This window comes from Enterobacter sp. DSM 30060, assembly GCF_013375955.1.
In the GTDB taxonomy this organism is placed as follows: Bacteria; Pseudomonadota; Gammaproteobacteria; order Enterobacterales; family Enterobacteriaceae; genus Enterobacter; species Enterobacter intestinihominis.
This window is the reverse complement of sequence record NZ_CP056118.1, coordinates 366,042-384,340: the sequence shown is the minus strand read 5'-3', so window position 1 is coordinate 384,340 and position 18,299 is coordinate 366,042. Positions and strand designations below refer to the sequence as shown.

Annotated in this window: 19 protein-coding genes; 8 read left to right on the top strand and 11 right to left on the bottom strand. The window is 50.9% G+C overall.

Features of this window, described 5'->3' with window-relative positions; genetic code table 11:
- Window positions 1-121 precede the first annotated feature (121 nt).
- The 4 genes from HWQ15_RS01740 to HWQ15_RS01725 all read right to left on the bottom strand — a co-directional run bounded on the left by HWQ15_RS01740 (window position 122) and on the right by HWQ15_RS01725 (window position 2,235).
- Entirely contained in the window at window positions 122-322 is a 201-nt protein-coding gene (locus HWQ15_RS01740; protein WP_063255862.1) for a hypothetical protein, read from the bottom strand.
- A gap of 123 nt (window positions 323-445) precedes the next feature.
- A complete protein-coding gene (locus HWQ15_RS01735) occupies window positions 446-1,165 on the bottom strand; it encodes an ORF6N domain-containing protein (RefSeq protein WP_176587358.1) in 720 nt (239 codons plus the stop codon).
- Window positions 1,158-1,661 carry a hypothetical protein gene (locus HWQ15_RS01730; RefSeq protein ID WP_176587357.1) on the bottom strand — a complete coding sequence of 168 codons (504 nt, stop codon included), beginning with the start codon at window positions 1,659-1,661 and terminating at the stop codon, window positions 1,158-1,160. Before HWQ15_RS01730 ends, HWQ15_RS01735 begins: the two co-directional genes overlap by 8 nt.
- A 313-nt stretch (window positions 1,662-1,974) precedes the next feature.
- Window positions 1,975-2,235, bottom strand: coding sequence for a hypothetical protein (locus HWQ15_RS01725; protein ID WP_032636519.1), 261 nt, complete (start codon window positions 2,233-2,235; stop codon window positions 1,975-1,977).
- Window positions 2,236-2,430: 195 nt separating this feature from the next.
- Between HWQ15_RS01725 and HWQ15_RS01720 the strand changes: the two genes are divergently transcribed.
- The gene (locus tag HWQ15_RS01720) at window positions 2,431-4,989 is read left to right on the top strand and encodes a tail fiber domain-containing protein (RefSeq protein ID WP_176587356.1); all 2,559 of its coding nucleotides are present in this window, start codon (window positions 2,431-2,433) and stop codon (window positions 4,987-4,989) included.
- 31 nt (window positions 4,990-5,020) lie between these two features.
- On the opposite strand, the gene HWQ15_RS01715 is transcribed toward HWQ15_RS01720, so the two are convergent.
- Genes HWQ15_RS01715 through HWQ15_RS01705 form a run of 3 tightly spaced genes read right to left on the bottom strand, consistent with a single transcriptional unit; the run spans window position 5,021 to window position 7,756 of the window.
- Window positions 5,021-6,481: a glucosyltransferase domain-containing protein gene (locus HWQ15_RS01715; RefSeq protein ID WP_176587355.1), complete on the bottom strand. Its 1,461-nt coding sequence runs from the start codon at window positions 6,479-6,481 to the stop codon at window positions 5,021-5,023.
- On the bottom strand, window positions 6,474-7,397 hold the full coding sequence (locus HWQ15_RS01710) for a glycosyltransferase family 2 protein (RefSeq protein WP_176587354.1): 924 nt from the start codon (window positions 7,395-7,397) through the stop codon (window positions 6,474-6,476). Before HWQ15_RS01710 ends, HWQ15_RS01715 begins: the two co-directional genes overlap by 8 nt.
- Window positions 7,394-7,756 carry a GtrA family protein gene (locus HWQ15_RS01705; protein WP_176587353.1) on the bottom strand — a complete coding sequence of 121 codons (363 nt, stop codon included), beginning with the start codon at window positions 7,754-7,756 and terminating at the stop codon, window positions 7,394-7,396. Before HWQ15_RS01705 ends, HWQ15_RS01710 begins: the two co-directional genes overlap by 4 nt.
- 153 nt (window positions 7,757-7,909) lie before the next feature.
- Between HWQ15_RS01705 and HWQ15_RS01700 the strand changes: the two genes are divergently transcribed.
- From HWQ15_RS01700 to HWQ15_RS01680, 5 genes are read left to right on the top strand one after another with little or no spacing between them, the layout of a single operon-like run.
- Window positions 7,910-8,314: a putative holin gene (locus HWQ15_RS01700; RefSeq protein ID WP_063149253.1), complete on the top strand. Its 405-nt coding sequence runs from the start codon at window positions 7,910-7,912 to the stop codon at window positions 8,312-8,314.
- Window positions 8,301-8,594, top strand: a complete 294-nt coding sequence (locus HWQ15_RS01695; RefSeq protein ID WP_063149254.1) for a phage holin family protein — start codon at window positions 8,301-8,303, stop codon at window positions 8,592-8,594. Before HWQ15_RS01700 ends, HWQ15_RS01695 begins: the two co-directional genes overlap by 14 nt.
- Window positions 8,584-9,210, top strand: a complete 627-nt coding sequence (locus HWQ15_RS01690) for a glycoside hydrolase family 19 protein (RefSeq protein WP_155019873.1) — start codon at window positions 8,584-8,586, stop codon at window positions 9,208-9,210. Before HWQ15_RS01695 ends, HWQ15_RS01690 begins: the two co-directional genes overlap by 11 nt.
- Entirely contained in the window at window positions 9,207-9,737 is a 531-nt protein-coding gene (locus tag HWQ15_RS01685; protein WP_063850257.1) for a DUF2514 family protein, read from the top strand. The genes HWQ15_RS01690 and HWQ15_RS01685 overlap by 4 nt, the downstream gene beginning before the upstream one ends.
- The gene (locus HWQ15_RS01680; RefSeq protein ID WP_063850255.1) at window positions 9,721-10,227 is read left to right on the top strand and encodes an HNH endonuclease; all 507 of its coding nucleotides are present in this window, start codon (window positions 9,721-9,723) and stop codon (window positions 10,225-10,227) included. The genes HWQ15_RS01685 and HWQ15_RS01680 overlap by 17 nt, the downstream gene beginning before the upstream one ends.
- 194 nt (window positions 10,228-10,421) lie before the next feature.
- On the opposite strand, the gene HWQ15_RS01675 is transcribed toward HWQ15_RS01680, so the two are convergent.
- Window positions 10,422-10,775, bottom strand: coding sequence for a helix-turn-helix domain-containing protein (locus HWQ15_RS01675; protein ID WP_006811509.1), 354 nt, complete (start codon window positions 10,773-10,775; stop codon window positions 10,422-10,424).
- Window positions 10,776-11,109: 334 nt separating this feature from the next.
- On the opposite strand from HWQ15_RS01675, the gene HWQ15_RS01670 reads away from it, so the two are divergent.
- Both HWQ15_RS01670 and oqxB read left to right on the top strand, forming a co-directional pair.
- Window positions 11,110-12,285: an efflux RND transporter periplasmic adaptor subunit gene (locus HWQ15_RS01670; RefSeq protein ID WP_022648992.1), complete on the top strand. Its 1,176-nt coding sequence runs from the start codon at window positions 11,110-11,112 to the stop codon at window positions 12,283-12,285.
- A gap of 23 nt (window positions 12,286-12,308) precedes the next feature.
- Complete coding sequence (gene oqxB, locus HWQ15_RS01665) at window positions 12,309-15,461, top strand: multidrug efflux RND transporter permease subunit OqxB (protein WP_063216249.1); 3,153 nt, start codon at window positions 12,309-12,311, stop codon at window positions 15,459-15,461.
- A gap of 66 nt (window positions 15,462-15,527) precedes the next feature.
- On the opposite strand, the gene HWQ15_RS01660 is transcribed toward oqxB, so the two are convergent.
- The 3 genes from HWQ15_RS01660 to HWQ15_RS01650 all read right to left on the bottom strand — a co-directional run bounded on the left by HWQ15_RS01660 (window position 15,528) and on the right by HWQ15_RS01650 (window position 18,240).
- Window positions 15,528-16,007 carry an Rrf2 family transcriptional regulator gene (locus HWQ15_RS01660; protein WP_003860591.1) on the bottom strand — a complete coding sequence of 160 codons (480 nt, stop codon included), beginning with the start codon at window positions 16,005-16,007 and terminating at the stop codon, window positions 15,528-15,530.
- Between the two features lie 167 nt (window positions 16,008-16,174).
- Window positions 16,175-17,563 (bottom strand): HAMP domain-containing sensor histidine kinase, encoded by a 1,389-nt coding sequence (locus tag HWQ15_RS01655; protein ID WP_063149258.1) that lies wholly within the window; start codon window positions 17,561-17,563, stop codon window positions 16,175-16,177.
- Entirely contained in the window at window positions 17,563-18,240 is a 678-nt protein-coding gene (locus HWQ15_RS01650; protein ID WP_045621477.1) for a response regulator, read from the bottom strand. The genes HWQ15_RS01655 and HWQ15_RS01650 overlap by 1 nt, the downstream gene beginning before the upstream one ends.
- Window positions 18,241-18,299: the final 59 nt, after the last annotated feature.

Below are 18,299 nucleotides of genomic sequence, written 5' to 3'. Positions count from 1 at the left end.
CTCTTTTGAGAAAAAATCCCATATCAGGTGGATTACTATATACACAAGGCACAGGATACAATAAAAGATTGCCAGTTCCTGTGCCGTTTGTGGATTGTACCAGTGTGATACTTGAGCGATCTCAGGCTGCACTGCCGGCACTCATTTTTTTAAAAATGTAGGTTCCTGCCATAGCAAGGCCACCGGTAATAGCGAAAAGATAGGCCACACCAGTAGTAACTGTGAACGCAGGAATGATCATAGACAGGCCGCCAGATAGAGCGAAACCGCTTCCAGCCCCACCAATAATGGCTTTCATTAAAGTGATGATGTTCAGTTCCATAATCTCTCCTTAGTAAACATCTCGTTTACCCATGGGGTAATATTACATCACTGATACGCTATAGCAAAATATTTTACAGCCGCATTGGCCTTTAAACAAAGGCACTTCCTTGTGCCAACAGTCTCAGAACGCAGCTGCATTTTTGGTGATGTACTGCGCGTGGGTGTGGATGTCGTTCAGACATTTACTGACGCCGACGATGTAGCTCACCATGGTTGTGAATTCCGCCGCCGCGCCGGAAACATCGTGGCCATCGTCCTGCATGCGGTTGAGCAGATTCATCAGCAAGGAATGCTCCGCCAGTCCGAGAACGCCTTCTGGGGAATGGATGTGCTCTCGGTAGCCTGGCTTCAGCGGAGCGTTGTATTCCTGCTTCTCTCCCGACTTCATCGCCTCCAGTATTGCTGGCATGAATCTTTCCATTATCTGACTTGCTTTGGAAAGGCTATCTACGCCACTAGGCTGAAGATCCATTGGGAAGTTTGCAGGCCGTCTCTCAAAGTAACAGTCTTCGAGTTTTTCAAATACTTCCCAAGCCTTTTCTGTTTCGAGTACTTTTGCATGGCGCGCGGCGCCGCGACCAGTCCAAAGGAACAAGTGGCTCACCTTTGGCGCAATATTAAGCAAACCTCTTTGAGAGGACTCGTTCTTGAAGGCCCTCAATTCTTCGCCGATAAGCTTGAAACAATGCTTACCTTCTATGAATCTATCAGCATTACGTTGATAGTTTTGTCGTATCAATTTCGGTTCTGCGCCATACAAATCTGCGAGCATCTCGGTAGTCATAACTGGAATGTTGCAATGGGTTGTTATCGGCAACTTATCAATGGATATATTACGCATTTTTGCTGCCTCCATTTTCTACAACATAAATATTGTTTTTATAAGCCAGTTTAATGAATCGAATATTTTCTGGGAGGTTAACAGCAAGTTTTTTTGCGCAAGCATAACCGAAATCTGCTTTTGCGCTATCCATATACCTTAACAATTGTTTTAAAGCAGAGCTTGTGAAATTGCCAATCTTAACCTCTACTGGATATCCTTCTTTTGTAACGAGATCTGGTTGTCCAGGTCCACCTAGAACATCCGCATTAAGGAATTCAGCAATCTCTTGGTAAGAACTGTATTCAGAACGAAGTCTTGCCTTATTGTCGACTGCAAGCTGCATAAGGTGATTCAGCAGATTATTGTCTAAATCAACGCCTTCATCCCACATGCTATTTCTGCAACTAATCAACTCTTTTACAAGAGGCGCTTGTTCTTGTTTTAATTTAAAAAGAAGTGGTGCATTGGTGATTAACCAATAAAGATCGTCGTTAGTTATTTTCTTGTCTGACATAGCGATACCTCGTTTAGTAGAGTTATCACCACAGCAACGCCAAATGCTGGTGGTGAACTGAGCGAGGTTGGCGTACCGGCCTAAACGGATACCGGCGTCCTTTCGGACCCCCGCCCAGCCCACCATTGAATAGATTTGCTGAAGCGGATGCACAAAAAAACACGCATAGCGCGTGTCGTGCGCCGTTTAGTTATCCGGGACGCCAATCCCGGCACTGGATTTTGCCAGTGCCTGATTACTATGGCACAAGATTTATGCAATGTAAATTTACCGCAAAGGTAATGATTGCATGAAATGTAGGTAATTACAAACCCTATCTGGTTTGTTTCTTCAGCTGCTCAGCGCAGTAATCGAGATGCATTTGCAGATCCTTCATGGACATCTGCGAGCTGGTGACATAGTTAACCAGAGCAGTCAGCTCAGCCATCGGGCCATCAACGTTAAACCCATCTTCACCCAGCTGGCGCAGCAACGTCATCAGGTGAGAATCTTCAACAAGGGAGCGGACGCCTCCCGGCGTGTGTATACGTTCGGCAAATCCTTTTTCAAGCGGATGATGATACTGACGTTGCATCTGATAATCTCCATGCATTCACTGTATAAATGTACAGTAGCAAAAGTTCGAAATACTATCCAGCACGAATTGCTATTTACCCAAAAGGTAATAACTTTACTGATTGTTATTCATTCAATTCATATAAGGTTTGCCAGGTAATAAACTGTCCTGATGATGCACGCGCGCCGGGCGCTGCTTTAATGGAGAGAGGCCATGACGGTATCAACCGTAGTTGACCATAACGATTACACCGGGAATGGCGTTACGACATCCTTCCCGTACACCTTCCGCATTTTCAAAAAAACAGATCTTGCCGTTTCGGTTGTGGACCTGAGCGAAAACATCACGGTGCTGGTACTGGACACCGACTACACAGTGACCAACGCCGGGGGTTACAACGGCGGTAATGTAGTGCTCACCGCGCCGTTGGCTACAGGATGGCAGATCTCTATCGCGCGCGAGCTGGAGCCAACGCAGGAAACTGACCTGCGCAACCAGGGTAAGTTTTTCGCTGAAGTGCATGAAGACGCTTTCGATAAGCTGACGATGCTGATCCAGCAAGTGGGAAGTATGTTCCGCCTGGCGCTTCGCAAGCCTTCCAGCATCGCGAACTGGTACGACGCGCTGAATAATTATATCCGCAACCTGAAGGACCCCAGAGATCCGCAGGACGCGGCTACGAAGAATTATGTTGATACGCTGGCAAACAGCAACCTAAGCCGTACGCTGCGGGTTCCTGAGCCGATACCACAACTGCCAGACGCCGCGACGCGCGCGAACAAGATTCCTGCCTTCGACAATGCAGGTAACCCTATCGTTGTTTTGCCGCCATCTGGTTCTGCTTCAGAAGTTCTAATCGAACTTGCTAAACCTACGGGGGCCGGACTAATTGGCCTTGATCCATCAGGTACGGTAGCTGATGCTATTACCTACGTAACCCCAGAAATGTATTTTATTGCCGGTGAAGCTGATTGGGGGGGAGCCCTTCAGAGGGCCATTGATTCACGAAAAGAGGTAAGGCTTGGAGAGCGAGTATATACAACATCACTGCCTATTCTTATTTATTCAGGCACAGTAATAAATGGGTGTGGTAATCAGCATTCCGTGATCCGTAAAGTGGGGAACGGGGTGTATACGGACTTGCCAGATGTGATGGGTCCGACAGTTAACCGAGTTTATAATAATATCGATGCCGCGTTATTGTTCATGCCAAACCAGAATGACATTAACGACAGTGACCAATCCGGTATTACTCGATGTGTAACAGGTGTATCACTGCGTAACTTCGGTATAGACAGAGGTGGGCCGGTGGCAGTGAAGTGGGACCCGACCACTCTTAAGCTTAACTATCTTAACCGAGATTATATTGTTGTAGATTCCTACGGGTATGGTATTAGAGGATATGATTGTGCAGAAAATACTTTTGAGAGCCTGTATGTTACATGCTTCGAAGATGGAATATATTTCACCAATACATGGGTTAACTCATTCACAAACATAATTTCTGCAAACCGAGCTCCATTTACGATCGTTTCTGGAACTAGCTGCCAGTTTAGGTCGTGCTACGCTATAAACACATCACCTAATACTCTTTCTAGGGTTTACCACGCATGGGATATTAACGCTAATTATTCATCTTTAGTTTCTTGCGCTGCCGATGGAACCGGCCGAGATGGTTACCGCGCACAAACTGTTTATAAAATTGGCGGCCAGGTGTCAATGGTGGGCTGCGGGTCTGAAGTGTCGCACGCAATTAGGGTTCTTGATGTTTCGGGGTACAGCCAAGTCACCGTTACTGACATGAATGTTTATTATTTCTATAATAAATACAACACTGAATTAACATTAACGCGCGGCGCGATCCGTCTTGGTGAGGCTGCGAGATGTAATATCAGCGGTATATCATGGGGTAATATCGCACTTGCGTCCACAAATGCAATATCAGCATCAACACCAAAACCGTGTTATGCCGAGATAGGAGTCGCTGCTGCATTGTCAGTGACTGGTTCAGTTTGGTCTGGCAATGAGTATCAGATAACTGGTGTTTCTGACTCTACCCCGAACCAAGTGTATTTAAGTTCTACGACCTCGTCATTTGAATTGCAAAGCTTAGGCACCAAGCTTTTCTACGGTCCTAACAATGGTGATGGGCAGTATAATGGCTCTCACGTTAATCATAATTATTCATCATTGCCAATAGTAATTGCTGATGACACAAACAACGGAAGTTTGGCTAGTAGAGTAGAAATTGGTTCCAAGTCAAAAACGGCTACACCAAGAATTCATATGCGGGCAGCAGGAACACAGTATATCGACTTTGGAATTACTGTCTCATCAACTTCCACGCCCTCAGCTAACTATCAAAACAGTGTTGCTTCATACCGGGCCGGAGCTCATCAATTTGCAGGAACAGTCAGGCCTGAATTAGATAACACCACTAATTTAGGGTCTGGGACTAACCGCTGGGCTGCTGTTTTCGCCGCGAACGGTACCATCCAAACCTCCGACAAAACAAAGAAAAAGGACATTCAAACCATAGATGAAAGAGTTCTTTCAGCATGGAGCAAAGTGCAGTTTTATCAGTATCGGTGGAAGGATGGAGACAACAAAAAACACTTTGGAGTAATTGCACAGGAGGTAATTTATGCGTTTGAATCTGAGGGGCTAAATGCCCTTGATTATGGAGTTGTGGTTTTTGAGGATGGGGTTTACGGAGTTTCGTACTCAGAAGCCATGATTCTTGAAATGGCTTTAATAAGATCTAAGATGTAATGTAATGGGGGGGGCTGAGCCCCCCATTACATTAGTTAATCCCTGGGCTTCCTCCAAGCTTAACAACCATTATTCCATTTTTCCTAACTATAGATCCATCTTTAGGCCAAACATCCATACTTGATGCGTATTCTCTAGCCTCTTTAACTCTTGTTTTATCTAACCTTTTAAGATCGTCGATCCCAGACATTCTAATATATGCTATCATTCTCGCGTTATTACCACCGTCCCATGAAAAGAAAGATTCTCCAAAAATGTCAGAGTTTGGCATTTTCCATGGATTCTTTTTATTTATCATTCCATAAAAATAAACAGGAGTTAACTTAGGATTGAAGTCAGGATATTTATGATATACGTCAGACATAACCCTTCCAGCATAATATCTATCTGACTGCTCAGACATGAAGTCTGAATGAAATAGCTGGCTGGCTATAGAGCATGAGTAAATAACCAGAATAACAGGCAACAGCACTTTTAAAAGATCGCTTTTTATATACCTCACGGCAATAATAGAGATAAGTGCGAATGAAAACCCTAGTGAAGTCATTGTCCTTGGTGGTTGATTGAAGCCAAAGACAGCCAGCATAAAGAAAGGAGAAAGCATCAACGCCACTAATAAAAAAATGGATGACGGAAGCATTGCATACTTCTTATCTTTGATGCTTTTTATAAGTATGGCGAAGAATGGAATCATTACCAGCGAATACACACTTAAGCCATAGTAAGCAGAGAACGTAAAGTATGATTTTATGGCCGCTAATGTATCAAATAAAGCCTTATCAAAACCTCTACTCCATTTGAACATACTGGAAGCATAAGATGTTGCATGCGCTCCAGTTATATTCTGAATTAGTAATGTTAGTATAGAGTAAATAATTACAGACGCGAGAGATATACACGCAAATGAAATGAGTTTTTTTATAATGTAAGCATTTGATGCGTTGCTCTCTAAAACAGAGTACAAGCACCAACCTAAAATAATGGTAATTGGTAATGTTGCAAGGGATTGGTAGATGCTAATTGAAAACACATAAGCAAATATTGATAATACACACCCCTTTATAATTCCTTTGTCTGCATATTTAACAAAAGCCAAAGCAGATATAACACTAAGAAGCATGCCGATAGAAACTGTATCGCTCTGATTGGCAAAATCTAATTGATAAGCGAACTGCGGAACAGACATGCACAACGCAGCCATTATGCACGAATCTTTAGTGCTAAGATTGTAAATATAAGTTACTAATGTTGCAGATAATGAGAAGAATAGTAATGAAACTAGCGTGGTGAAAAACGGAGCAAATGGCTCTGGTAGAATATACCACCGCAAGAAAGCATGCCCCCATCTACCAAGTGAGACGGTTTGATAGAAGTTGTCAAAGAACTCCTCATCTATCGACAATGTAAAGTGAGTTAGCTCGTAACCATAAATTATCACAGAGCAAATAAACGAGCATAAAAAAACTCTAGAAAATTTATTGTAGTCAATCATTGCTTCTTCTCTTCAGAATATATCTAGGTCTGTTTTTCACTTCCACATAAATCCTGCCAATGTACTCACCAAGAACCCCAATCCCTATAAGCTGAATGCCGCCAAGGAAAAGAATGGATACAAGGAGGGATGGGTAACCCCGCACAGCATTACCGAAGGCGAGGGTGTCTATAATCATCCACGCGCCGTAGATGAACGCAACGCCAGCAACCAGTAAGCCTATGTATGTCCACATGCGGAGTGGGAATGTTGAGAAGCTTGTGATCCCCTCAAGTGCCAGGTTCCAAAGCTTCCAGCCGTTGAATTTCGTGCTGCCGGCCACTCGTTCTGCGCGGGCATATTCAACGACATCAGTGCGGCCACCAACCCAGCTCAGCACGCCTTTCATGAACAGGTTTCGTTCCGGCATGAGTTTAATGTTTTCCACTACCTCGCGGGACATCAGACGGAAATCGCCAACGTTTTCCTCGATCTTTGGATTACTGATTTTGTTGTGCAGCTTATAGAACCATTCAGCGGTCTTGCGCTTCAGTCTGCCATCTGTAGAACGATCAGAGCGTTTGGCCAGCACCATATCAGCCCCGGCCTGCCACTTTTCAATAAGGTGCGGAATAACCTCGATAGGGTCCTGCAAGTCGACGTCAATTGGGATAATCGCTTCTCCGGTGGCACGATCAAGACCAGCGAATAGCGCAGGCTCTTTCCCAAAGTTGCGAGTGAACGACAACGGAACCACAAGCGGATCGGCAGTAGCAAGCGCGTTGATAATTGACTCTGTCGCGTCTTTACTGCCGTCATTGATGAAGACTATCTCTACTTCATGCTGCTGAAGCCCTTCAAATTCCCGAACCGTTTTATAAAAAATCGGTATTGCGTCTTCTTCGTTGAAGACGGGAACGACCAGAGAAATTTTCATTTCGCATCCCTAAAGACAATGAACTTTGAATAGATAAATCCGCACACCAGACTGATTGCGGAGAACACGATTAACGTGATGATAGGAGCCATGCCAGACTTATCAGCGCACCATCCAACAATCGCGCTAAGTGAGCCCATGAATCCTACGTAGAGCATGTAGCGCAGAGTGGTTGTCGATGAGTTAAATGTGAACCTCGCGTTTGCAAAAAAGCTGAATGACACCGCCACGACGAACCCGGCAAAATTCCCCAGAGCCTGTCCCGTATTGAATGCATAGATGCAAACGGCAAACACAACCCAATGGATGAGCGTGTTGATAACACCTATCGATGTGTACTTGGCGAATAACTTAAGCACTTTTTCATCCGTAAAATACAAAACCTTACTTTATCACCTTTAGGGTAATTTCGTTAAGAGTTATCCGATCAAATTTAATCCACATACGGTTTATTGTGTATCATGAACTCACCAAATAAGGGGGTTCTTTATGCACATTAAACGGTGGTCACTATGTCGCACACGTTAACCACGGAATCGCTGAATCAGGGGCTTAGCCTGAGCGCGCTAATGTCTGTGGTCGCGGGTGTGCCGCCGGAGGTGGCTTTAGGGGCGCTTGCTGGTGCGGTAATTTTTGTTACCTCGGCGGTTGAGTATCCCATAAAGCGGCGGTTACTTCTGGCGTTCATCAGCTTCTTCTGCGGCCTTCTCTTCTACAAACCGACAGCAACACTTCTCATAGGATTTGCATCCGCTTTCCCTGGCATCACCACAGATATGTTTGAGAAAGGGGTTGCGTATTCAGCAGGGGCGTTTGTTTCTTCAATCGTTGCTGTTGGTATAGGTACCTGGCTGTATCACCGTTCTGGAAATCCACGCGACCTGATCCCGGGGAGAAAAGACGATGACCGGTCCTGATCTGCTTCTCATCCTGAATGCCGCTATCTGTGGCGGCATTGCTATCCGAGTCCTTCTGTTCCGCCGTGACGGGTCACGCCATCGCTGGTGGGGTGGATGGCTCGCCTATCTGCTGATCGTCGTGGCTGCCAGCGTACCCATCCGGACGTTCTACGGGTACTACGTCAGCGCCGACTGGTCAGAAGTCATCATCAAAGCTGTGTTCCTGGCTGCTCTCATCAAGACAAAAGGGAACGTGGTGCAAATTTTCAAGATAACGAGGTCCCAGCATGGACATTAACCAATTCCGCCGCGCCGCCGGCATTAACGAGCAACTGGCCGCGCGCTGGTTCCCGCATATCACCGCCGCCATGAAAGAGTTTGGCATTGAAGCGCCAGTGCACAAGGCGATGTTTATCGCGCAGGTAGGCCATGAATCGACAGGGTTCACACGGCTTCAGGAGAACTTCAACTACAGCGTAACCGGACTGGCAGGATTCGTCCGTGCCGGGCGTCTCACTCAGCGCCAGGCCAACGAGCTGGGCCGCCGTGCTGGTGAGCCATCGTTGCCTCTGGAGCGCCAGCGTGCGATCGCCAATCTGGTATACAGCAAACGTAATGGGAACAATGGCCCGACTGACGGCTGGTTCTATCGCGGGCGCGGGCTCATCCAGATCACCGGACTGAACAACTACCGAGACTGTGGCAACGGGCTCAAAATTGAGCTGGTTAGCCAGCCGGAATTGTTGGCGCAGGACGAATACGCGGCCCGCAGCGCGGCGTGGTTCTTCGCCACCAAAGGCTGCATGAAGTACACCGGCGACCTGGTGCGCGTCACGAAGATCATCAATGGCGGGCAGAACGGTATCGACGACCGGCGCGCGCGGTACATCGCCGCCAGCAAGGTGCTTTTATGATCTGGGCATTCGTAAAAGCGTACTGGAGACCACTGGCAGCACTGCTGCTAGTGGCTGTTGGTGTGCTGATGATTCTGTGGGCTGGCTACAGCATTGCTGATAGGTCTTGGCAGGCTAGGTGGCATGCTCGTGACCAAGATGACCTACAGGCCAAACTGGAATTCACAGAACAACAACGTCGCATTGAGCTACAGCGGCAAGGGGCTATAGATGCAATCCAGGAACAAGCACAGAAGGACATTGCTACAGCGCAGCGTAATGCTGCCATTGCTGCTGCTGAGTCTAAGCGCCTGCAAGACGGTATCGCAGATGCCATCGCCAGACTACAGGCAGATAGCGGCAATGCCGGCGCTACCATCAGCAGCAAGGCAAGGGCCAGAACCAGCAGTTTGCTTGCCGTCCTGTTTAGAGAAATTGACGCAGCGGCGGGAGAGTATGCAGCAGAGGCTGACAGAGCAAGGAAGGCAGGATTAAGATGTGAAGCTGCTTATGATGCGGTGAGGAACTCTAATGATCTCACAAAGTGAATTGAAGAAGTTGATACACTACAATCCAGAAAACGGTATTTTTACATGGATTGTTAACGGATTGAATCGGCGCAAAGGCAGAGAGGCAGGTAATGTCTGTCCTTTTCACGGCTACGTCAGAATAGGAATTAACAGGAAATTATATAAAGCACAGCACCTTGCGTATCTTTATATGACTGGTGAATATGCAGAAAATGTAGATCACAGAAATGGAATTCGGCATGATAACCGCTGGTGCAATATCAGGAAGTGCACAATACAGCAGAACAACATGAACATGCCAATTCGCTCTGATAATAAGAGTGGTGCTCCCGGTGTGAACTGGTATGAAGGTCGGAAAAAGTGGCGGGTAACGTTAAGGATTGATGGCAAGTTCAAAAGTCTTGGGTACTACTCAGACTTTGAATTAGCGGCTTTAGTTTCTGAAGAGGCGCGGGACAAATTCTTTGGTGACTTTGCCTCATCGAAACGGGGTACTGATTTCCGGTGACGGTATATAAAACGGTACGGTGGAGATTGGTTTTCAAAAACTTATTACCAGTCAATTGGTTATGCGTGCCGTAAACAATCGAGTGGGAGTAAGCCCATAACCTTTCCTGCGAAGTTATAAGCAGGTAAGACTGATAAAACCCTCTGTTTACAGAGGGTTTTTCTTTTGTAACTGATATCCGAACGGGACGTGAATTATTGGCTCATCTGCCGGGATCCACGGCAGCCGATACTGCGTCGCCATGCCCCTGGCGCCTGACCATACTGACGCTTAAAGCTGCGGTTGAAGGACTGCTGAGAATCAAAGCCCAGCGCGATCGCCACGTTCAGAATCGGTTCATCGCTTTGGGCTAAGCGCTCAACTGATTTTTGCAGCTTTTGCGCGCGAATATATTCAGCGAGAGGGGAGCCGGTATGTTCTTTGAAGATCCGCTGGAGATGCCATTTCGAATAGCCGGCTCGCCTGGAGACGGTTTCAATGTCCAGGCGGCTATCAAGGTTGTTGTCGATCCAGTCGAGCAAATCGTGAATGAATGCACCCGTGTTCATCTTGCTTCCCCCTACGCCACGCATTAAAAGCATCTTTGTTTGTTGCACTTAAAGGTGGCCCGTTTTGATATTAATTGCAAGTTTTATTGTTACATTTAAATCCCTTCTCAAAACCCGTGATTTACCTTCGCGGCAAATAGCACATAAAGTGCAACAATTATTCTTGCACTTAATTAAGCGCCTTCCTACAATCGCCGCGATAGTGTATTCGAAACTGTTACAGTTTTGTGGCGATGAACGACACAAATGGCCTTAAGCCAGACCGGACAAAGGAAGTGGCGCGGCGCCTCCCGCTGCGTCTTGCCCGGCGGCTACAATAACCGGAATAAAAATAATGAGCCTGCAAAAAACCTGGGGTTACTTTCATCTGAGCGCGACGGGGGTGGTTTTACTCTCCGCGCTTCTCGTCGGGTGCGATGACAGCGTCGCGCAAAATGCCGCACCGCAAGCGCCCGTCGTCAGCGCAGCTGACGTGGTGGTGAAATCCATTAGCCAGTGGGACAGCTTTAACGGTCGCATTGAAGCGGTGGAAAGCGTTCAGCTGCGCCCACGCGTCTCCGGCTACATTGATAAAGTGAATTACACCGACGGTCAGGAGGTGAAAAAGGGCGAGGTGCTGTTCACGATTGATGACCGAACCTATCGCGCGGCGCTGGAACAGGCGCAGGCGAACCTGGCGAGAGCCAAAACGCAGGCCAGCCTGGCGCGAAGCGAGGCTAACCGTACCGATAAATTAGTCAATACCAACGTGGTATCCCGTGAAGAGTGGGAGCAGCGCCGTTCCGCCGCTACCCAGGCGCAGGCCGATATTCGCGCGGCGCAGGCGGCGGTTGATGCCGCGCAGCTCAACCTCGACTTCACCAAAGTGACCGCGCCTATCGACGGTCGCGCCAGCCGGGCGCTGATCACCAGCGGTAACCTGGTGACTGCGGGTGACAGCGCCAGCGTGCTCACCACCCTGGTCTCACAGAAGACGGTTTACGTCTACTTCGACGTGGACGAGTCCACCTATCTTCACTATCAGAACCTGGCCCGCAGCGGGCAGGGGGCGTCCAGTCACCACACGGCGCTGCCGGTGGAGATTGGTCTGACGGGTGAGGAGGGCTATCCCCATCAGGGCAAAGTGGATTTCCTGGATAACCAGCTCACGCCGAGTACCGGTACAATCCGCATGCGCGCGCTGCTGGATAACTCACAGCGTCAGTTCACGCCGGGACTCTTCGCACGCGTGCGCCTGCCGGGCAGTGCGGAATTTAAAGCCACGCTTGTTGACGATAAGGCGGTGCTGACCGATCAGGATCGTAAGTATGTTTATGTCGTTGATAAAGACGGGAAAGCGCAGCGCCGCGATATTACGCCGGGGCGTCTGGCCGACGGTTTACGTATTGTACAGCAGGGGCTGAATCCCGGGGATAAAGTCATCGTCGATGGTTTACAAAAAGTGTTTATGCCGGGTATGCCGGTTAACGCGAAAACCGTTGCCATGACCGCCAGCGCCGCCCTCAACTGATCCCTTACCTGAGAATCCAATCCATGGACTTTTCCCGTTTTTTCATCGACAGGCCGATTTTTGCCGCCGTACTGTCGATTCTGATTTTTATCACAGGATTAATCGCCATCCCGCTGCTGCCGGTGAGCGAATATCCTGATGTCGTGCCGCCAAGCGTGCAGGTGCGCGCCGAGTACCCGGGCGCCAACCCGAAAGTGATTGCCGAAACCGTGGCGACGCCGCTGGAAGAGGCGATCAACGGCGTTGAAAACATGATGTACATGAAATCCGTCGCGGGCTCCGATGGCGTGCTGGTGACTACCGTCACCTTCCGTCCGGGTACCGACCCGGATCAGGCGCAGGTACAGGTGCAAAACCGCGTCGCACAGGCCGAGGCGCGTCTGCCGGAAGACGTTCGGCGTCTGGGCATTACGACTCAGAAACAGTCGCCAACGCTGACGCTGGTGGTGCATCTCTTTTCGCCTGGCGGTAAGTACGATTCACTGTATATGCGTAACTACGCCACGCTGAAGGTGAAGGACGAGCTGGCGCGTCTGCCCGGCGTGGGTCAGATCCAGATTTTCGGCTCGGGTGAATACGCGATGCGCGTCTGGCTGGATCCAAACAAGGTGGCGGCGCGCGGACTGACGGCCTCGGACGTGGTGACGGCGATGCAGGAGCAAAACGTACAGGTATCCGCCGGGCAGCTTGGCGCCGAGCCGCTGCCGAAAGAGAGCGATTTCCTGATCTCCATTAACGCCCAGGGCCGTCTGCATACCGAAGAAGAGTTTGGCAATATTGTCCTGAAAACAACGCAGGACGGTACGGTCGTCCGCCTGCGCGACGTGGCGCGTATCGAGATGGGTTCCGGCAGCTATGCGCTGCGCTCCCAGCTGAACAATAAAGACGCGGTCGGGATTGGTATCTTCCAGTCGCCGGGGGCAAACGCCATCGATCTGTCTAACGCGGTGCGCGCCAAAATGGACGAACTGTCCACCCGTTTCCCGGACGATATGAAGTGGGCGGCACCTTACGACCCAACGGTATTTGTGCGCGATTCGATCCGTGCGGTTGTACAAACGCTGCTGGAAGCGGTGGTGCTGGTCGTGCTGGTGGTGATCCTGTTCCTGCAAACCTGGCGCGCGTCGATCATCCCGCTGATCGCGGTGCCGGTATCGGTGGTGGGTACCTTCAGCATTCTTTACCTGCTGGGCTTCTCGCTGAATACCCTGAGCCTGTTCGGGCTGGTGCTGGCCATCGGTATCGTGGTGGATGATGCCATCGTGGTGGTGGAGAACGTCGAGCGAAATATCGAAGAGGGGCTCGCCCCGCTTGCGGCGGCGCATCAGGCGATGCGTGAAGTGTCCGGGCCGATTATCGCCATTGCGCTGGTGCTGTGTGCAGTGTTTGTGCCGATGGCGTTCCTCTCTGGCGTGACCGGCCAGTTCTACAAACAGTTTGCGGTAACGATAGCTATTTCCACGGTGATCTCCGCGATCAACTCGCTGACGCTTTCTCCGGCGCTGGCCGCGCTGCTGTTGAAGCCGCATGGTGCCCCGAAAGATTTCCCGACCCGGCTTATCGATCGTCTGTTCGGCTGGATTTTCCGTCCGTTTAACCGCTTTTTCCATCGCAGCTCGACCGGCTATCAGGGAATGGTAGGTAAAACGCTTGGCCGACGCGGTGCAGTGTTTGCGGTTTATTTGCTGCTGCTTTGTGCCGCGGGTGTGATGTTTAAAGTCGTACCCGGCGGGTTTATTCCGACGCAGGATAAGCTGTACCTGATCGGCGGCGTGAAAATGCCGGAAGGCTCGTCGCTGGCGCGCACCGATGCGGTGATCCGCAAAATGAGCGAAATCGGGATGAATACCGAAGGCGTGGATTATGCGGTCGCGTTTCCTGGCCTGAACGCGCTCCAGTTCACCAATACGCCGAACACCGGGACGGTCTTCTTTGGCCTGAAGCCGTTCGACCAGCGTAAACATACTGCGGCGGAAATTAACGCGGAGATCAATGCGAAAATCGCGCAAATCCAGCAGGGCTTTGGCTTCTCGATTCTGCCGCCGCCGATTTTAGGGCTGGGTCAAGGGTCCGGTTATTCGCTGTACATTCAGGACCGTGCTGGTCTGGGCTATGGCGCGCTGCAAAGCGCGGTGAACACCATGTCCGGGGCGATTATGCAGACGCCGGGGATGCATTTCCCCATCTCAACCTACCAGGCTAACGTTCCGCAGCTGGATGTGCAGGTTGACCGTGATAAAGCGAAAGCGCAGGGCGTATCGCTTACCGATCTTTTCGGCACGCTGCAAACCTATCTGGGCTCGTCATATGTAAACGACTTTAACCAGTTTGGACGGACCTGGCGCGTAATGGCACAGGCCGACGGGCAGTTCCGCGACAGCGTGGAAGATATCGCGAATTTACGCACACGCAATGACCAGGGCGAAATGGTGCCGATTGGCAGTATGGTGAAAATCACGACCACCTACGGGCCGGACCCGGTGATCCGCTATAATGGTTACCCGGCGGCGGATCTTATTGGTGATGCTGACCCGCGCGTGCTCTCTTCCGCGCAGGCGATGACGCAGCTGGACGCCATGTCTAAGCAGATCCTGCCGAACGGGATGAATATTGAATGGACGGACCTGAGTTTCCAGCAGGCCACCCAGGGCAATACGGCGCTGATCGTCTTCCCGGTCGCGGTGCTGCTGGCGTTCCTGGTGCTGGCGGCGCTGTATGAAAGCTGGACGCTGCCGCTGGCGGTGATCCTTATCGTGCCGATGACGATGCTCTCCGCGCTGTTCGGCGTCTGGCTGACCGGGGGCGATAACAACGTCTTCGTGCAGGTGGGGCTGGTCGTGCTGATGGGGCTGGCCTGTAAAAACGCGATACTTATCGTGGAGTTTGCCCGCGAGCTGGAAATTCAGGGCAAAAGCATCATGGAGGCTGCGCTGGAGGCGTGCCGCCTGCGTTTACGCCCGATTGTAATGACCTCTATCGCCTTTATTGCCGGGACCATTCCACTGATCCTTGGTCACGGGGCAGGGGCAGAAGTCCGCGGCGTCACCGGGATCACCGTCTTCTCCGGGATGCTGGGCGTGACGCTGTTTGGTCTGTTCCTGACGCCGGTCTTTTACGTGACGCTGCGTAAGTTCGTGACGCGCGGCAAAGCGGAAAGAGAGGTGTTGCCTGCGTAGGACGTAGCAGATAACAAAAAGCCGCCTTCACTGTGAAGGCGGCTTTTTTTTCGCAATCCGTCAGGATTAAGGCGCTTTTTTATGCTGCGTACAGAGTTCCGGCACCGGATCGCACCCGCTGGTATCGGCTTTTTTCACCTCTTCCAGCGCGCTGGCGACGGTATGGCGCGCTAAAACCGCTAACGAAGCCTGCTCCGCTTCATCAGCGATTGATTTGAAGTACCAGCAGGCGTTGGCGCTGACCACACAGCGGGCCGGGACGTCAGGACGGGACGCCCACAGCTTTTTATCTTCAGTGACGGAAAGGTAGATATCACGCAGGGTGATCTCTTCAGCCGGGCGGCCAAGGTGAATAGAGCCGTTGCGGCCAAGCGTGGAGACGATGATGCCGTCCCGGGCGAGAGGAACCATTAATTTGCGGATAAAGCTCGGATTCGCTTCCAGGCCGTAAGCCAGGATTGCACTCGTCGAACGTTCACCCGATTGCTCCGCCATCGCTACGCTGAGAACCATCTGCAAAGCTGTCGGGAAGCGGTAATCTAACATTTTTCTGTCCTGGGTTGCGGTGAATCTTGTTCTTTTTGGCACCGCAGAGGTGAATAATCAGTGAGTAACAATATAACAAATACGGTAATTTTATTGAAGCAATCTGCGGCATACGTGAAGTAACGCTGCGCTGACACATGTCAGGACGTGTAGCGCCGGGTTTACGTTCATGCGAACGACGGATTCGGGAAATCAACGGTCACCATAAGACCACCTTCGGCTGACGTACTCAGATTGACCCTGCCGTTGTGTTGCTGCGTAACGGCTTTGACGATGGCAAGCCCCAGTCCACTCCCGCTTTGGGTCTGATTAGGATCGCGGAAAAATCTGTCGAACACGCGCTCCCGCAGTTCAACCGGGATACCGGGGCCGGCGTCTGAGACGCGCAGCTGAGCGGACTTATCACGCGATTGCAGTTGTACCTCAATGCGTCCACCCTCAGGGCTGTACTTCACGGCATTCTCAATTAAATTGTCGATCAGCGACACCAGACGTTCCCGAATGCCTGCGACATGGATTTCATCGTCACCGAAGAATTCAAACTCAATCCCGCGTGCCGATGCCAGCGGCTCCAGTGCGGCCATTCGCTCCTGAATAAGCGTTGTCAGCGGCACAGGCTCCATTACCGTGTCGATGTGCGCTTCGCTGTGCTTCATCAGCAGAAGCTGATTGACGAGACGAGCAGCACGGCTATTGCTGCGAACAATGCCTGCAAGCAGCTCCTGCTGGCTTTCGCTGATGACCGAGGACTGCAGCGCCTCGACGTTGATTCGCATCGCGGCCAGCGGCGTACGCAGCTCGTGCGCGGCATCGGCAATAAACACCCTTTCCCTTTCGGCGCTTTCCCGCACCCTGGCGAGAAAGTCATTAATCGCGTCCACCGTCTGGCGCAGCTCCCTGTGCCTGGGAACGGCTTTTAAGGGAGAGAGATCGTCTGGCGTGCGCAATGAAATTTCATTCACTACCCTGTTCCAGGGGCGCATCGCGATGCGGATTGACAGCCACGCGGGAAACAGAAGAAAAGGGATGCATACCAGCAGCGGCATGACGTAATAGCCGCGCGAGTTCAGGTAGATAAAGAAATTCCAGCTGCCAGCCGGGGTGAAAAGGGTGACTTCAACGTCGGAGCGCGCGGATTTGAGCGTGCGGCTCGTCCAGGTGTGGTCTCCGGTCCGGACGCGCTGCATTTCCCCCAGGAGGCTATTTTTCACCTCCGTTGGCGCGCCACGCGAAGAAAAAATAATCTCATTATGCTTGCGAACGATCAGGTTGATAGCGAGTTCCGGATCTTCACCGCCGCCATACCCCTCCCGCAGCGCCTTGCTGAACGCGGCCAGCACCTCATTACGCGCCTGCGGCCTATCCTCCATGCTCTCAACCAGGGAAAAGAGGGTTTCGTAAGTCTCACTGCCCGTGAGTATTGGAGGGCTGCGCAGGTCCTCCAGCAAAATGAAGGTTAAAAAGAAACACCAGAGCAACGTAAGCAGCAGCATCTGGGCGACCAGCATTCGCCTGACCAGCGTAGGGAGCCTGAGGCGGTACCAAAAATTACGCATCAACCTGCCGCCTTCTGAACCGGTACGGTATCAATGACGTACCCTACGCCCCGCACCGTTCGCACAAAGCCATCGCCAATTTTTCGCCGCAGGTTACCCATATGCACGTCGAGCGCGTTGCTGAGATTTTCTTTCGTGCCGAATATCCTCTCTTCCAGATACCGCCGCGTAAGCACGCGATCGGCGCGCAGCATTAACGTTTCAAGCAGCGCATATTCGCTTGCCGTCAGCTCAACGTGGCGTGCGCTCACCGTTACGCGACGCGTCGGAATATGAAGCGACAAACCGCGAATTTCTATTGCCTCATTTTCAAAACCGTAACTGCGTCGCGCAAGGGCTCTCACGCGTGCCAGCAGCTCGGCGAGAACAAAAGGTTTGACCAGATAATCGTCCGCGCCCGCGTCCAGCCCGCACAGGCGGTCCTGCAGCGTGCCTCGCGCCGTTAGGATAATGACGGGCATCCCCCGGAGTTGCTGACGCAGGCGCGTCATCAGGCTCATGCCATCGCCATCGGGCAGCCCCAGGTCGAGCAGGATAAGCTCCGGCACGCAGAGCTCAAGCTGATGCAGCGCATCCTCTTTCCGGCGTACCCATATGACATCAAATCCTTGATCTGCAAGGGCGAAACGTACGCCGTTGCCGAGATCCAGGTCGTCTTCAATTAGTAGAATTTTCACATTGGTAACTGTATCAACAGTGCATGAAGAACAACTGAAGAAAAAACGGTAACAGGAAT